This is a genomic window from Pseudomonas paraeruginosa (assembly GCF_003025345.2).
In the GTDB taxonomy this organism is placed as follows: domain Bacteria; phylum Pseudomonadota; class Gammaproteobacteria; order Pseudomonadales; family Pseudomonadaceae; genus Pseudomonas; species Pseudomonas paraeruginosa.
The window spans coordinates 6068973-6083955 of the sequence record NZ_CP020560.1 but is presented as its reverse complement, the minus strand read 5'-3'; the positions used below and the strand labels follow the sequence as shown (position 1 = coordinate 6083955).

The following is a 14983-nucleotide window of genomic DNA, read 5'->3' as shown; positions in this document are numbered from 1 at the left end:
CTCAGAACTCGTTCTGCAGCGACTTGTAACCGCGTACCAGATCGACGTTGGTGCGTGCCACGTCTTCCGAGAATTCGCTGGCCGAGACGCTGACCCGCGGCATGCTCGCCAGGTCGGTGCGCGGGCCGATACGTTCGGTGGACGGCACGTAGAAGCCCGGCGGCAGGTCGCAGCCATCGACCACCGCGTTGTGGCGGACCACGCAGCCATCGCCGATACGGCAATTGAACAGCACGCTGTTGAAGCCGATGAAGACCCGGTCGCCGACCTCGCAGGGACCATGGACGATGGAGCGATGGGCGATCGAAGTGTGCTCGCCGATGGTCACCGCGGCACCGGACTTGGAATGGATCACCACGCCGTCCTGGATGTTCGAGTTGGCGCCGATCAGGATCGGCTGCATGCCGCCCTCGGCGTCGACCTCGTCGGCGCGGATCACGGCGTAGGGGCCGACGAACACATTGGCCTGGATGACCACCTTGCCGCAGATGATCGCGGTCTTGTCGACATACGCCGACTCATCGATCACCGGCAGGTCGCCGGAGGGATTCCTGCGGATCATGCGGCACCTCGCTGCCAGTGGCTCTCGGCGACGGCGTCGTGGGCATGCAGGCTTTCCGCGTGGACCACCCTGACGGAAAACTCCCGTGCCTGTGGATAACCGCGCAGGGCGCGGTGCAGGCGACGCACCGCGTCCTCGCAGAACATCAGGTTCTGGCCGTTGGCGAGGGCGAAGGCCTGTTCGTCGGCGCGCTTCACCGCGGTCTGCACCGCTGTGCCCAGGGCGCACTCGCCGAGGTCCGCCAGTTCTTCCAGCGGCAGGCCCGCGCAGTCTTCCGCCAGGCCGATCCGCAGTTGTGCGCTGCTGCGCTGGCTGTGCGGGGTGGCGACGATGCCGTCGCTGCTGCCGAGCCAGGCGAGGATGGCGGCGTGGTCCGGCTGCTGGCCGGCAAAGTCCTGGGCGAAGCGCTCCTGGATCAGCTGCCGCGCCAGCGCCGCCGAGCAGGGACAGGTGGAGGAGTAGGTCAGTTCGAGATGCAGGTCGGCCTGGAAGGTACCGTTCTCCAGGCGGGTGTCCAGCACCAGTGGATAACGTTTCCAGCCGCTCAGCGGGCTGACCAGCGCCGGACGGCGCAGCAGCGGAGCCAGGCGCAGGCGCAGGTAGGCGCGGCGCGACAGGTCGGCATGGCTGTCGAGGAAGCGCTGCAGGACGCCGCGCAGGCGCGGCAGGTCGAGCTCGCCGTCTTCCAGCCCGGCCAGGGCCAGGTACAGGCGCGACATATGGATGCCGCGCGCCTGCGGGTCGTCCAGGCTGACGCCGGCATCGGCCTCGGCGGCGACGGTCTGGCCGGCGACCTGGACGGGCAGGACGATGCCCTGCATGCCGACCCAGTCCAGGGGCAGGTTGGAAAGTGTGGTCTGGCGGGCAATATCGGGAAGCGTCAGGGCGTTCATGGAAAGCTCGAAGAAGGGCAGGCAAGGCCTGGAAATGGCTTAAATGTTATAATATAACGTATTAGTTAATGCCGACCCTTGCAATCGGGTATTTCATCGATGAAGCGCCGCCGCCTGCTGCAAACCCTGCTCGCCAGCCTGGCCATCCAGCCCTTCCTGGGTGCCGGGGCCACTCTGCGCATCGGTCAGGCCCGGGCCTGGAACTCCGCCGAAAGCTGGCGCCTGGTGCTCGACCTGGACGGCCCGCCGCGCTACCGGACCTTTTCCCTGCAGGCTCCGGAACGCCTGATCCTCGACCTGCCCGACACGCAATTGCAGGCGGCGCTTTCCGCGCTGCCCCTCGACGGCCCCGTGCGCGGCATCCGCAGCGGCCAACTGGCCGGTGGCGGGACCCGCATCGTCCTCGACCTGCGCCAGGCGGTACGGCCGCACAGCTTCGCCCTGGCGCCGCAGGCGGGCAAGGGGCATCGCCTGGTCCTGGATCTTTATCCACAGGCGCTGGCCACGCCGCCCGAGCACCTGCTGGCGCTGGCCAGCCCGGCACCGCCGAAGGGCCGCGACATCCTCGTGGTGGTCGACGCCGGCCATGGAGGCAAGGACCCCGGCGCGCTCGGCAGCCAGGGCGAGCGGGAGAAGGACGTGGCCCTGGCCATCGCCCGCCTGCTGGCACGGCGGATCGACCGGGAGAAAGGTTTCAAGGCGCGCCTGGTGCGCAACGACGATGTGTTCATCCCGCTGCGCAAGCGACCGGAAGTGGCGCGGCGCTACAACGCCGACATGTTCGTCTCGGTGCACGCCGACGCGGCGCCGCGCCTGACCGCATCCGGGGCCTCGGTGTTCGCCCTTTCCGAGCATGGCGCCAGTTCGACCATGGCGCGCTGGATGGCCGACCGCGAGAACGGCGCGGATCTGATCGGCAGCAGCGGCAACCTGCCGTTGCAGGGTCGGGACAAGGTACTCGCCGGAGTGATCCTCGACATGGCCCTGAGTTCGACCATCGCCAGCAGCCTGGACCTCGGCCATAGCGTGCTCGGCCAGTTGTCGGACGTCACCGCGTTGCACCAGAAGCGCGTCGAGCAGGCCGGTTTCGCCGTGCTCAAGTCGCCGGACATCCCCTCGATCCTGGTCGAGACCGGATTCATCTCGAACCGCGGCGACTGCCGCCGGCTGATGGACGCGCGCCACCGCCAGCGTCTGGCCGAGGCGATCTTCGCCGGCGTCCAGGGCTACTTCCGCCAGCGACCGCCCGCTGGCAGCTACCTGGCGACGATCACGGCGCGGGAGACCGGCTAGGCCCCGGCCCCTCGCTGCAGCCGCTGACCCGGCCGCAGGTCAGGCGCTGTCGGGCGCCGGAGGAACTGCTGACCCGGCTGATGCTGGTCCAGCCGATATTACGGCTCAGGCCGACCCAGATCTCGCCGTCGCTGGCGACGCCGCTGAAGAAGGTCAGGCGCCCATAGCGGGTATTGGTCTGCGCCCAGCGCCGTCCGCTCGCCGCGTCGTAGCCGCGCAGCCAGGTGTGGTTGCCGGCGGTGGCGACGCTGTAGTGGTTGCCCAGGCGATCCATGCAGGCGAGCACGTTGCGCAGGTAGGCGCAGTCCGCCGGCCGGGTGCCGGGCAGGTAGCCCTGCGCCGGCGCCGAGGCGGCGAACGACAGGCAGGCGAGGCAGAGAAGCCGGGTAAGACTGGGCATCCGTGATCTTCCGCAGGAAATCGAGGCGCCAGGTTAGCCGCAAAGGCGACTGGTGGACCATCGATTGAGAAGGATATTGTTATAGTATAACATTTTAAATCTACAGGTTCAGCCCATGACCGAACAGGAACTGCTTGCCCAACCCGACGCCGCGTACATGGACGAGGCCCAGCAGGCCTTCTTCCGCGAGCTGCTGCTGCGCCAGCGCCAGGATCTGCAGGCGCGCATCGACGGCGAGTTCGGCGAACTGCGCGATCTCGAACGACCCAGCGACGAAGCCGACCTGGCTTCCCGCGAGGAGCAGCGGCAATGGCAACTGCGCCTGCTGGAACGGGAGAAGAAGCTGCTCGACAAGATCGACGAAGCGCTCGAGCGCCTGGCCCGCGGCGACTACGGCTGGTGCGAGGAAACCGGCGAGCCGATCGGCCTGCGCCGCCTGCTGCTGCGTCCCACCGCCACCCTCTGCATCGAGGCGAAAGAGCGCCAGGAGAAGCGCGAACGCCACGTGCGGCCTAACTGAAGAGGTTTCCAACCGTGAACCAACGCCTACCCGTCACCGTGCTGTCCGGCTTCCTCGGCGCCGGCAAGAGCACGCTGCTCAACCACGTGCTGAAGAACCGTGAGAACCGCCGGGTCGCGGTGATCGTCAACGATATGAGCGAGATCAACATCGATGGCAGCGAAGTCCAGCGTGATGTCAGCCTGAATCGCGCCGAAGAGCGCCTGGTGGAGATGAGCAACGGCTGTATCTGCTGCACCCTGCGCGAGGATCTGCTGGAAGAGGTCGGCCGGCTCGCCCGGGAAGGCCGCTTCGACTACCTGCTGATCGAGTCCACCGGCATCTCCGAACCGATGCCGGTGGCGGAAACCTTCACCTTCCGCGACGAGCTGGGCCGCAGCCTGTCCGACGTGGCGCGGCTGGACACCATGGTCACGGTGGTCGACGGGATGAACTTCCTGCGCGACTATCAGGAAGCCGCCAGCCTGGCCAGTCGCGGCGAAACCCTCGGCGACGAGGACGAGCGCTCGATCACCGACCTGCTGATCGACCAGGTCGAGTTCGCCGACGTGATCCTGGTCAGCAAGATCGACCTGATCTCCAGCGCCGAGCGCGAGGAACTGCTGGCGATCCTCCGCCAGCTCAACGCCGAGGCGGAGATCCTGCCGATGGCGATGGGGCGGGTGCCGCTGGAGAAGATCCTCGACACCGGCCGCTTCGACTTCGACCGCGCCGCGTCCGCGCCCGGCTGGCTGAAGGAACTGCGCGGCGAGCACCTGCCGGAAACCGAGGAATACGGCATCGCCTCCATGGCCTATCGGGCACGCCGGCCGTTCCACCCGGCGCGTTTCCATGCGTTCCTGCACAGCCCGCTGAAGCGGGGCCGGCTGTTGCGTTCCAAGGGCTTCTTCTGGCTCGCCAGCCGGCCACGCGAGGCCGGCAGCTGGTCGCAGGCCGGCGGCCTGATGCGCTACGGCCTGGCGGGCCGCTGGTGGCGCTTCGTGCCGACCGGTCAGTGGCCACAGGACGAAGAGGACCTGCGGGCGATCATGCGTCACTGGGAGGAGGGCGTCGGCGATTGCCGCCAGGAACTGGTATTCATCGGCCAGAACCTGGACTTCGCGGCGTTGCGCGAGGCGCTCGACGCCTGCCTGCTCGACGATGCCGAGATGAATCTCGGCGTACCGGGCTGGCAGGCGCTGGACGACCCCTTCGAGGACTGGGGGCATGCCGCATGAGCGCGTTGCCGCAGCACAGGCCGATGCCGCGCCAGGTGTTCGACGACGATCCCCAGGTGCTCTCCGAGGTGCTTCGCGAGGGGGTCAACCTGGCGGTCTGGACGCGGCGGCTGAGCCCGGCGCTGCGCGACTTCGCCGCCGTCCTGGTACGCAGCCAGCCGACCCTGGCGCTGAGCCTGACGCTGGAAATGCGCGAGGATCGCCTGCCGACCTGGGAGGCGCTGCGGGGGATACGGGATCTGCCTGGCCAGGCAGACTTCCTCGACGACCTCGGCTGGCTGGTGGAGGCCTTCGCCTGCCTGACCGGCGCCCAGCGCATCGGCCTGCGCCTGCGGGCGCTGGACACGCCGATGTGTCCGCGCTTCCATGTCGATCATGTACCGTTGCGGCTGGTCACCACCTACCAGGGCGCGGCCAGCGAGTGGCTGGACGAGTCCGGCCTGGATCGCCGGCTGCTAGGAGGGGCGCAGGCGGAAGAGGTCGAACCACAGCATATAAACAGCTTGTCCACAGGTGATGTCGCGTTGCTCAAGGGCGAGCGCTGGGAGGGCAACGAAGGCGCGGGTCTGGTGCACCGCTCGCCACGGCATGCGCCTGGGGCGCCGCGCCTGCTGCTGACCCTGGACTGGCTGGGCTGAGCCTGTGGATAAATTTTCCCGGGATAAAAAAAGGCCATCCGCAGATGGCCTATCACCAAAAAGTCGTCCTACCTTGGGGATGGGGACGAAGGGTGCTGAGGTACCCGACTCCCATTTAGCCCATCGGCTGTGACAGGCTGATGACGCGTTCAGGGCTGTTTCGCCGGATCGGCGGCTTCCCAGCGTCCCTGGCTCTGGCTGGCGCAGAACAGTTCCAGGTAGCGCGCGTCGCTGGCCACGCCGTAGTAGAAGATGTCCTGCCGGTACGGCGTGTTGGCTACCCTGGCGTCGCGACAGACACCGAAGGCACCGGCGGGGCAGGCCTCGGCGAAGGAGACGTCGACCTTCTGGTCCGGCAGCTGCGGCTGGCAGAAACCCTCGCGGAACAGCTTGGCCGGGATATTGCGGTTCTGCTGGCAGACCTTCACATCGAGGTTCTTCGCCTGGCTGTGGACGATGCAGGCTTCGGCCAGGGCCAGGCCCGGCAGGCAGGAGAGGAAAAGCAGGAACGGACGCATGCGCGGACTCCAGGACGGACGGACGCGACTCTAGCACGTGGCTTCCGCCCTCGCAGGCGTGGCTCACCATCAATCCACAGGCTTTCTCATTCCCGGTTGCGCAGATGCTTCGAGAGATACCCACCCACCTGATCGGCGGCCCCTTGGGCGCCGGCAAGACCAGCCTGATCCGCGCCTTGCTGGCCCAGAAACCCGGCGGCGAGCGCTGGGCGGTGCTGGTCAACGAATTCGGCGAGATCGGCCTGGACGCCGCGCTGCTGGCCACGCAAGCCGATGGCGTGGCGATCGGCGAGGTGGCGGGTGGTTGCCTCTGCTGCGTCAACGGCGTGCCGTTCCAGGTCGGCCTCGGCCGGCTGTTGCGCCGCGCGCGGCCGGACCGGCTGTTCATCGAGCCTTCCGGGCTGGGCCATCCGCTGGCGCTGTGGAAACAGTTGCAGGCCGCGCCCTGGGCCGGGGTGCTGGCGCTGCAGCCGCCGGTGCTGGTGCTGGATGCCGCCGCTCTGGCTGCCGGCGAGCCGCTGCCGGAGGCCCAGGAACAGGCGCTGGCGGTGGCCGGCCTGGTGCTGTTGAACAAATCCGAAGCGCTCGACGCGGCGCAACGCGCGACCGCGACCGCGCGTCTGCCTGCCGTGCCGGTGCGCTGGGGCGTGGGCGGACGGCTGGCGTTGGCGGATCTCCCGGGCGGCGCGCCGCAGCCGCGCAGCGAAGCACGCTGGGCGGCGTTGCCGGACGCGCCGGCGGAGTTGCCCCTGTTGCTGTGCGCCGACCGACCGTTGCGTGCCGTGCGCGAACAGGACGGTCAGCTCGCCATCGGCTGGCGGCTGGCTCCGTCGGTACGCTTCGAACGCGCCGGGGTGGAGGCCTGGTTGCGCCGTTTGTCCGGACTGCGGCGGGCCAAGGCGGTGCTGCGCTGCGCGGACGGCTGGTACGCGGTGAATGCCGCGCCGCTTGTGGATAACTGGGTCAAGTCCTCGTGGCGGCGAGATAATCGTCTGGAGCTGATCCTCGAACCCGGGCACGACGAAGAGGCGCTCGAACGCGCGTTCCTGGCATGTCGGATGGTGGCGCAATGAGCTGCCGTGGTTGCCCTGTGGACGCTACTGAATGATAATAATTATCAGAAGACTCAACTTCCTTACCTTTCACTTCTCCGCAGGTCGCCCTCATGTCGCCACAGCCTTCACGGTCGCCTGACCGTTTTTCGCTGGCCGCGCTCGCCGAAGACCATCCCACCGCGCCCGCCCAGGGAGACGACAGCGCGTCTCTGCCATGCGTGAACGCCCAGCGCGGCGAACCCAATCTGCGGGTGGTGGACTGCTCCGGGGCGCGCCGCGACGAGGAAGTGGCGGTCGAGGAAGTGCTGATTCCCTACGCCCACGGCAGCGATCCGGAAGACGTTCCCGGCGAACCGCCGAAATCGCGCTGGTGGCTGTCCTCCGGCGCGGCGGTGGCGATGCACGTGGCGATCATCGGTGCCCTGGTCTGGGTGATGCCGACGCCGGCCGAACTCAACCTCGGCCACGGCGAACTGCCGAAGACCATGCAGGTGAATTTCGTCCAGCTGGAGAAGAAGGCCGAGCCGACCCCGCAGCCTCCGGCCGCCGCGCCGGAACCGACGCCGCCGAAGGTCGAGGAACCCAAGCCGGAGCCGCCCAAGCCCAAGCCGGTGGAAAAACCCAAGCCCAAGCCGAAACCCAAGCCCAAGCCGGTGGAAAACGCCATTCCCAAGGCCAAGCCGAAGCCGGAACCCAAGCCGGAACCGGAACCGAGCACCGAGGCGTCCAGCCAGCCGAGCCCGTCCAGCGCCGCGCCGCCGCCCGCACCTACGGTCGGGCAGAGCACGCCAGGCGCGCAGACCGCTCCCAGCGGCTCCCAGGGCCCGGCCGGACTGCCTAGCGGCAGCCTCACCGACAGCGACATCAAGCCGCTGCGCATGGATCCGCCGGTCTATCCGCGCATGGCCCAGGCGCGCGGCATCGAGGGGCGGGTGAAGGTGCTGTTCACCATCACCAGCGATGGGCGCATCGACGACATCCAGGTACTGGAATCGGTGCCCTCGCGCATGTTCGACCGCGAAGTTCGCCAGGCCATGGCCAAGTGGCGCTTCGAGCCACGCGTCAGCGGCGGCAAGATCGTCGCCCGCCAGGCGACCAAGATGTTCTTCTTCAAGATCGAGAAGCGCCGCTGAGGCGGTTCGCCGACAACGAAAAGAGCCGCGCCTTCGAGCGCGGTTTTTTTTGCCCGTGGTTCCCGGTAGCTCACGCAGGGGGCTTCGCTGACTTGGGACGGCAGGCCCCTTGCGCTGTTCCGCCGTGGGAACGCGAGGAGATCGGCGTTTACGTGCCAGTCCCGCCGGAATGACGAGCCGTAGGGCGAATAACCGCTCGCGGTTATCCGCCGTGGAACGCAGGGGCACCGGCGGATTACGCCGTCGGCGTCGCGTGCCCTACGGTTCCGGCCAGGATGCCGCGCCAGAAAAGCAGGACGGCGACCCGAAGGTCGCCGTCCTGTGGATAAAAAGGCCCGGAGTGTGTCGGGCCATGAGCACGAGGCTCGATCAATCGGTGGTGATCCTCGAGTGCTTCCGGGTGTCCTTCATGAACACGTAGACCAGCAGCGAGCAGGCGATGCAGGCGGTGACGTACCAGTAGAAGCCGCTCTCCAGGCCGATGCTCTTGAACCACAGGGCGACGTATTCGGCGGTGCCGCCGAAGATCGACACGGTCAGGGCGTACGGCAGGCCGACGCCCAGGGCGCGTATCTCGGTGGGGAACAGCTCGGCCTTCACCACCGCGTTGATCGAGGTGTAGCCGCTGACGATCACCAGCGCCGCCATGATCAGGAAGAACGCGCCCCACCAGCTGTCGACGCTGTGCAGGGTGCTGAGGATCGGGTAGGTGAAGACGGTGCCGAGTACGCCGAAGGCGATCAGGATCGGCCGCCGGCCGATCTTGTCCGAGAGGGCGCCGACGATGGGTTGCAACAGCATGAAGAGGAACAGGGTGGCCGCCGAGATCATGGTCGAGTCGGTCTTGCTCATGCCCACCGTGTTCACCAGGTACTTCTGCATGTAGGTGGTGTAGGTGTAGAAGGCCAGGGTACCGCCCATGGTCAGGCCGACCACGGTCAGCACTTCCTTGGGATGGCGCAGCAGGGTGCGCAGCAGGCTTTCCTTCGGCTCTTCCTTCTTCTTCGAGAAGGACTCGGTCTCTTCCATGCCGCGACGCAGGAACATCGCCACCACCGCGCACAGCGCGCCGATGAAGAAGGGTACGCGCCAGCCCCAGCTTTCCAGCTGTTCGACGCTCAGGGTCTGTTGCAGGACGATCAGCACCGCCAGGGCGATGAGCTGGCCGGAGATCAGGGTCACGTACTGGAAGCTGGAGAAGAACCCGCGCTGCTCCTTGTTCGCCATCTCGCTCAGGTAGGTGGCGGAGGTGCCGTATTCACCGCCGACCGACAGGCCCTGCAGCAGGCGCGCGACCACCAGCAGGATCGGCGCCGCGACGCCGATGGTTTCGTAGCTGGGGGTCAGGGCGATGATCAGCGAGCCGAAGCACATCAGCAGCACCGAGGCCAGCAACGCCGCCTTGCGGCCCTTGCGGTCGGCGTAGATGCCCATCAGCCAGCCGCCGATCGGGCGCATCAGGAAGCCCACGGCGAAGATCGCGGCGGTGTTCAGCAGTTGGGCGGTCATGTCGCCCTGGGGGAAGAAGGCCTTGGCGAAGTACAGCGAGAAGGCGGCGTAGACGTACCAGTCGTACCACTCGACCAGGTTGCCGACGGAGCCGCTGAAGATCGACTTGATGCGTTGCGAGGTGGTGCGTGGCTGGGCAGACGCGGAAATGGCGTTGGCGCTTTCCATCGTGTTTCCTCTTTTCGTTGTTGTCTTGGATGTGCTGATCAGGGCGCAGCACACCGGCACATCGCGAGGGCGACGTATTGGAGGGCTTGATAGCAGGTGCCGTGCCAACGGCGGAAAGCCCCGTGGTAACTGGGCTGGAGGAAAGAAAGCAGGGAGCGGCCAAGCGGGAGTCCGCCGAACGGAAGGGTGAATGAGCGGAATTCCGCCTATCAGTCAGGAGAAAATGGCCGTCTCGACCCTGCTCCGCAGGTCGAACGACCGCCCCGCGGTTATCCGCCGTCGCAGCGGGGTCTCGGCGGATAACGATTCGCCTTGCGAACGGGACCGGGACATTCCTGTCGGGCTCAGTGGCTGCCCTTTTCCTGGTCGAGGGTTTCCATCAGGGCGATCTGCATCCGCGAATGCACGCGGATCAGCCAGCGCCAGAGCACCGCGATCACCAGGCCGGCGACCAGCACCACCACGACCAGCAACTCGCCCGGCGGCAGGATGCTTGAGCTGAGCGCAGCCAGCAGCACCATCATGCCGGCCAGCGACAGCAGCGGGATTACCTCGGAGATCACCCGGCGTACCCGCGCCGTATGGCGTCCGGCCTTCTCCGGCTTGACCCCGAGCTCGGCCAGCAGCATCGACAGCGCCTTGAGCTTGCGGTAGGCGGCGATCAGGAAGGCCAGCGAGACCAGCAGTGCGCCACCCCAGATCAATGCCTTGTGCAGCCCGTCATAGGCGATCCACCGGCCCATCCAGGCGGAAAGCGTATCGGCGAAGTAGCCGCCGGCGAGGAAGATCGCGATCACCAGTGCCAGGTTCACCCCGACCTGCAGCAGGATCCGCCGGATCATCGCCGCCAGCACCGCCCGGTCGCCCTGCGGCTGGATACTGCGCAGCCAGTCGCCATAGTGGCCGAAGATCCGTGCCAGGCCTTGCGGCATCGCGTTGGCCAGGTGTTGCGAGAGCGGGTCGGCGGCGCGGATCAGGTAGGGAGTGAGCAGGGTGGTGATGGCCGAGACCGCCACCGCCACCGGATAGAGAAAGTCGCTGGTGACCTTCAGGGTCATGCCCAGCGCCGCGATGATGAAGGAGAACTCGCCGATCTGCGACAGGCCCATGCCGACTCGCAGCGAGGTGCGCCCGTCGTTGCCAGCGATGAATGCGCCCATGCCGCAGGAAAACATCTTGCCGAGCACCACCGCGACGGTGATCAGGGCGATCGGCCAGGCGTACTCGACGAGGATCCTCGGGTCGATCAGCAGGCCGATGGCGACGAAGAAGATGGCGCTGAACATGTCGCGAACCGGCTCGATCAAGCGCTCGATCTGCACCAGCTGGCGTGATTCGGCCATGATCGCACCGATCAGGAAGGCGCCCAGCACCATGCTGTACTCGAGCTTCACCACCAGCAGGCAGAAGCCGAAGCACAGGCCGAGTACGGTGACCAGCAGCATCTCGTTGCTTTCGAACTTCGCCACGTAGGCCAGCAGGCGCGGCACCAGCAGGATGCCGACGACCAGTGCGACGATCATGAACAGGCTGAGCTTGCCGACCGTGGAGAACACCTCGCCGGTTTCCACCGAGCCGCTCACGGCGATCCCCGAGAGCAGGGCGATGATGCCGATGCCGAGGATGTCCTCGACGATCAGCACGCCGAAGATCAGCTGGGCGAAGCGCTCGTTCTTCATCTTCAGGTCGCCGAGCGCCTTGACGATGATGGTGGTCGAGGAAATCGCCAGGATCGCGCCGAGGAACAGCGAGTCCATGGTGTTCCACTCGAAGAAGCGGCCGATCTCGAAACCGATCCAGATCATCAGGACGATTTCCAGGAACGCCGCGATGAACGCCGTGGCGCCGACCTGGAAGAGCTTGCGCAGGCTGAACTCCAGGCCCAGGCAGAACATCAGGAAGATCACCCCGAGCTCGGCCAGGGTCTTGATCGTGTCTTCGTCGTGGATCAGCCCGAAGGGCGGAGTGTGCGGGCCGATGATGAAGCCGGCGACGATGTAGCCTAGGACCACCGGTTGGCGCAGGCGGTGGAAGAGAATGGTGACCACGCCGGCCACCAGCATGATCACGGCGAGGTCCTGGATGAAATCGACGGCATGCATGGCGGCGGTCCTCGCTCGATGGGAAGGGTTCGGCAGACGCGTGACCGGACGGCCTCGCAGACCCGCAGACTAGCATTGGCGAGTGCCTGGGCGACGGGCCGAAAAAAGCTGTAACAGAGGTGTCCGCGTCGCTTCGCACGGTATTTTCCGGCGGCTGGCCAGACGAGCCGGACCTGCGCCTGTCGTCCCCGGGAGCTAAGGTGTACCCTTGCGCCGAACCGCGAGCCAGAGATGGCCGGCAAAAACCGGTGGCTGGGGAGCAATAGCCCGAAACAAAATCCGGCTGGTCCTGCCGCCCGTACCGCCGCAACATGGCGCGCGTCGATTCCCCCAAGAGAGAAAGACTAAAATGCAGCGTGTTCTCAGCATCGCCCTCGCCTTCTGCCTGGCGCTGACCGTCAGCCTGGACGCCAATGCCAAGCGCTTCGGCGGTGGCAAGAGCCTCGGCTCGGCGCCCAGCCACCAGACCCGCCAGGCGCAGCCGGCCACCGCGCCGAACGCCACTGCTGCCGCTCCCAACGCCGCGCGCCCCGCCGCTGCCGCCAGTGGCGCCTCGCGCTGGCTCGGCCCGCTGGCCGGCATCGCCGCCGGTGGCCTGCTCGCCTCGATGTTCATGGGTGACGGTTTCGAAGGCATCCAGATGCTCGACATCCTGTTGATCGCCCTGGTGGCCTTCATCGCCTTCCGCTTCATCGCCGCGCGCCGGCGCCAGCAGGCCCAGGCCCAGGGCCAGCCGGCGATGGCCGGACACGCGCCGATGCAGCGCGAGATGCCGGCCCAGGCGCCGATCTTCGGTGGCGCCGCTGCCGCGCCGAGCCCGGTGATCAACGCGCCGAGCTGGTTCAACGAAGAACGTTTCGTCGGCGCCGCCCGCGAGCATTTCATGTCCCTGCAGCAGCACTGGGATGCCAACGAGATGGACAAGATCGCCGAGTTCGTCACCCCGCAGATGCTGCAGTGGCTGAAGCAGGAACGCGCCGAGATCGGCGATGCCTACCAGTCCACCTACATCGACAACCTGGCCGTGCAACTGGACGGCGTCGACGACCAGGCCGACAAGACCATCGCCACCCTGACCTTCAGCGGCGTATCGAAGACCTCGCGCTTCGACCAGGGCGAGGCCTTCAGCGAAAGCTGGCGGATGGAACGTGCCCAGGGCGAGAACCAGCCGTGGCTGGTGGCCGGTATCCGGCAGAACTGATCGGACGCGCCTGCGGCCCCTTCGGGGCCGCGCAAACCCCCGCTCCCGCCAGGGACCGGGGGTTTTTCATGTCCGCTGGCGGGCATGGCCGACCATTCGTCCGGCGCCATGGCCAACGGCCAGTCGCATGAGCTGTTCTTGCGTCGGGCGCGGCTACTGTATAAAAAAACGCGCCCCCCGTTGCGAGAGAGCCTGTCGTGGAAGACGTCATCGAAAAACTGCGTGAACTCAACGAGCCGGTACCGGTGCCCCTGGAACTGCCGGAAGAAGAACTGCTGGTGGAAATCGAGGAGGAGCTGCTGATCGGCATTCCCGCCGAATTCCGCGAGTTTCTCCTGCTGGTCAGCGACGTCGTCTATGGCCGCCTGGAGCCGGTGACGGTGACCGATCCGCATTCGCACACCTACCTGCCCGAGGTAGCGGCCACCGCCTGGGATCTGGGGGTGCCGCGCGAACTGATCCCGCTCTGCGAGGACGACGGCAGCTACTACTGCGTTGCCGAGGATGGCGAGGTGGTGCTCTGGGCCGACGGCGACCTCACCGACGAAAGCTGGGACTCGGTATGGATCTGGGCCCGCGACGTCTGGCTGGAGAGCTGATCCGGAACGGCTGGAAAGGCTCTGCCTCGCGGGTCTTCCGGCGGTCCGGCGAAGCGCTGCGGGGCTGACTTTGGAACCCGCGGGGCGGCCTGGCCGCTTCGCCTCCGACAAAGCGCCGCTGCGCTAAGGAATTTCCCCCGTTTGCCACGGTCACAAGGGCAATTCCGCACTTGTCGCTCCGGATGAGGCAAGTGCGTTGCCCCGTGTGGAGATTCTATGAAGTTCAAAGCTCTGTTCGCTGCATTGCTGCTGACCAGCCTGGCGGGTTGCGCCAACCAGGCGGTGGTCACCCTGCAAGACGGCAGCGAGGTCCTGGTGAAGGACCAGTCGGATTACGACAAATACAATGACTACTACGAGTTCGAACAGCTGAACGGCGACACCATCCTGATCAAGAAGGACAACGTGCGCACCATTCGTCCGCAGTAGCTGCCCCGTAGCGGAAGTCGTCAGGCGTGCTCGCCGGCGCGCCGCCGCTTGCGTGGACGGGCCTCCAGTTCCAGCAGGTTCAGCAGGTACTGGCCGAAGTAGCTCAGGTCCTGCTCGATCGCCGCGCGCGCGGCCGGGCCGTCGCCGCGGCGCACGGCCTCCAGGGCGTCTTCGTGGAAATCGTTCAGGCGTAGCGACAGGTCGGCCTCGGTGAACAGCCGGTTGAAGAACGGCCCGACCTGCAGCCACAGCGTCTCGATCAGGCGCAGCAGCACCGGATTGCCGCAGGCGCGGTAGAGCGTCAGGTGGAATTCGCTGTTGGCTTCCAGGTAGGCCTGCACCTCGCGCTGGCGCAGCGCCCCTTCCATGCGCCGCAGACATTCCCCGAGCCTTTCCAGCGCCTGCCCGTCCAGCCGGCCGCTGGCGCTTTCGGCCGCCAGTCCTTCGAGAGAAAGGCGCACCTGGAGAATCTGCAGGAACCGCTCGCGGGTCATTGGCGGGACCCGCAGCGAACGTTGTGCCTCGCCTTCCAGGGCGCCTTCGGCCACCAGCCGCTGGAGGGCGGCGCGCACCGGCATCGGGCTGGTTCCCCACTGGTTCGCCAGAGCGCGGATCTTCAACCGCTCTCCAGGCTGGAAACGCCCGGCCAGCAGGGCTTCGCGCAGTCGTTGGTAGAGTCGTTCCTGGAGGTTTTCGACCATCGGTTCAGCTCCCTCTCACGGGCGGTGCCGGAAGCTGGGAAAGGG

16 protein-coding genes are annotated in these 14983 nt (G+C 66.9%); 9 read left to right on the top strand and 7 right to left on the bottom strand.

What is annotated here, in order from left to right:
• Position 1: 1 nt before the first annotated feature.
• Positions 2-562 (bottom strand): gamma carbonic anhydrase family protein, encoded by a 561-nt coding sequence (locus tag B7D75_RS28780; RefSeq protein ID WP_003151585.1) that lies wholly within the window; start codon positions 560-562, stop codon positions 2-4.
• Positions 559-1455 (bottom strand): GTP cyclohydrolase FolE2, encoded by an 897-nt coding sequence (gene folE2, locus B7D75_RS28775; RefSeq protein WP_034080748.1) that lies wholly within the window; start codon positions 1453-1455, stop codon positions 559-561. Before folE2 ends, B7D75_RS28780 begins: the two co-directional genes overlap by 4 nt.
• A 99-nt stretch (positions 1456-1554) precedes the next feature.
• Here folE2 and B7D75_RS28770 point away from each other — a divergent pair, with 99 nt between their 5' ends.
• On the top strand, positions 1555-2748 hold the full coding sequence (locus B7D75_RS28770; RefSeq protein WP_034080747.1) for an N-acetylmuramoyl-L-alanine amidase: 1194 nt from the start codon (positions 1555-1557) through the stop codon (positions 2746-2748).
• Here B7D75_RS28770 and B7D75_RS28765 read toward each other — a convergent pair.
• Positions 2726-3148 (bottom strand): hypothetical protein, encoded by a 423-nt coding sequence (locus B7D75_RS28765; protein ID WP_034080746.1) that lies wholly within the window; start codon positions 3146-3148, stop codon positions 2726-2728. The genes B7D75_RS28770 and B7D75_RS28765 overlap by 23 nt on opposite strands.
• 115 nt (positions 3149-3263) lie before the next feature.
• Here B7D75_RS28765 and dksA point away from each other — a divergent pair, with 115 nt between their 5' ends.
• The 3 genes from dksA to B7D75_RS28750 are packed head-to-tail and all read left to right on the top strand — an operon-like array spanning position 3264 to position 5523.
• The gene (gene dksA, locus B7D75_RS28760; RefSeq protein ID WP_003151580.1) at positions 3264-3668 is read left to right on the top strand and encodes an RNA polymerase-binding protein DksA; all 405 of its coding nucleotides are present in this window, start codon (positions 3264-3266) and stop codon (positions 3666-3668) included.
• 14 nt (positions 3669-3682) lie between these two features.
• A complete protein-coding gene (gene zigA / locus B7D75_RS28755) occupies positions 3683-4885 on the top strand; it encodes a zinc metallochaperone GTPase ZigA (RefSeq protein WP_012078088.1) in 1203 nt (400 codons plus the stop codon).
• A complete protein-coding gene (locus B7D75_RS28750; RefSeq protein WP_053817970.1) occupies positions 4882-5523 on the top strand; it encodes a DUF1826 domain-containing protein in 642 nt (213 codons plus the stop codon). The genes zigA and B7D75_RS28750 overlap by 4 nt, the downstream gene beginning before the upstream one ends.
• A gap of 149 nt (positions 5524-5672) precedes the next feature.
• Here the strand turns inward: B7D75_RS28750 and B7D75_RS28745 are convergent, their stop codons facing one another.
• Complete coding sequence (locus tag B7D75_RS28745) at positions 5673-6041, bottom strand: NADH:ubiquinone oxidoreductase (protein WP_107114640.1); 369 nt, start codon at positions 6039-6041, stop codon at positions 5673-5675.
• A gap of 104 nt (positions 6042-6145) precedes the next feature.
• On the opposite strand from B7D75_RS28745, the gene B7D75_RS28740 reads away from it, so the two are divergent.
• Positions 6146-7114, top strand: a complete 969-nt coding sequence (locus B7D75_RS28740) for a CobW family GTP-binding protein (RefSeq protein ID WP_033997690.1) — start codon at positions 6146-6148, stop codon at positions 7112-7114.
• 92 nt (positions 7115-7206) lie between these two features.
• Complete coding sequence (gene tonB1, locus B7D75_RS28735) at positions 7207-8229, top strand: energy transducer TonB1 (RefSeq protein WP_107114639.1); 1023 nt, start codon at positions 7207-7209, stop codon at positions 8227-8229.
• A gap of 369 nt (positions 8230-8598) precedes the next feature.
• Here the strand turns inward: tonB1 and B7D75_RS28730 are convergent, their stop codons facing one another.
• A complete protein-coding gene (locus B7D75_RS28730; protein WP_107114638.1) occupies positions 8599-9906 on the bottom strand; it encodes an MFS transporter in 1308 nt (435 codons plus the stop codon).
• 344 nt (positions 9907-10250) lie between these two features.
• Positions 10251-12008 carry a cation:proton antiporter gene (locus B7D75_RS28725; protein ID WP_034080743.1) on the bottom strand — a complete coding sequence of 586 codons (1758 nt, stop codon included), beginning with the start codon at positions 12006-12008 and terminating at the stop codon, positions 10251-10253.
• Between the two features lie 349 nt (positions 12009-12357).
• Here B7D75_RS28725 and B7D75_RS28720 point away from each other — a divergent pair, with 349 nt between their 5' ends.
• The 3 genes from B7D75_RS28720 to B7D75_RS28710 all read left to right on the top strand — a co-directional run bounded on the left by B7D75_RS28720 (position 12358) and on the right by B7D75_RS28710 (position 14237).
• On the top strand, positions 12358-13209 hold the full coding sequence (locus B7D75_RS28720) for a Tim44 domain-containing protein (protein WP_034080741.1): 852 nt from the start codon (positions 12358-12360) through the stop codon (positions 13207-13209).
• 197 nt (positions 13210-13406) lie between these two features.
• Positions 13407-13808, top strand: coding sequence for an SMI1/KNR4 family protein (locus tag B7D75_RS28715; protein WP_003153986.1), 402 nt, complete (start codon positions 13407-13409; stop codon positions 13806-13808).
• A gap of 216 nt (positions 13809-14024) precedes the next feature.
• Positions 14025-14237, top strand: a complete 213-nt coding sequence (locus tag B7D75_RS28710) for a YgdI/YgdR family lipoprotein (RefSeq protein ID WP_003097061.1) — start codon at positions 14025-14027, stop codon at positions 14235-14237.
• 20 nt (positions 14238-14257) lie between these two features.
• Here the strand turns inward: B7D75_RS28710 and B7D75_RS28705 are convergent, their stop codons facing one another.
• Positions 14258-14938: a GntR family transcriptional regulator gene (locus B7D75_RS28705; RefSeq protein WP_034080740.1), complete on the bottom strand. Its 681-nt coding sequence runs from the start codon at positions 14936-14938 to the stop codon at positions 14258-14260.
• Positions 14939-14983: the final 45 nt, after the last annotated feature.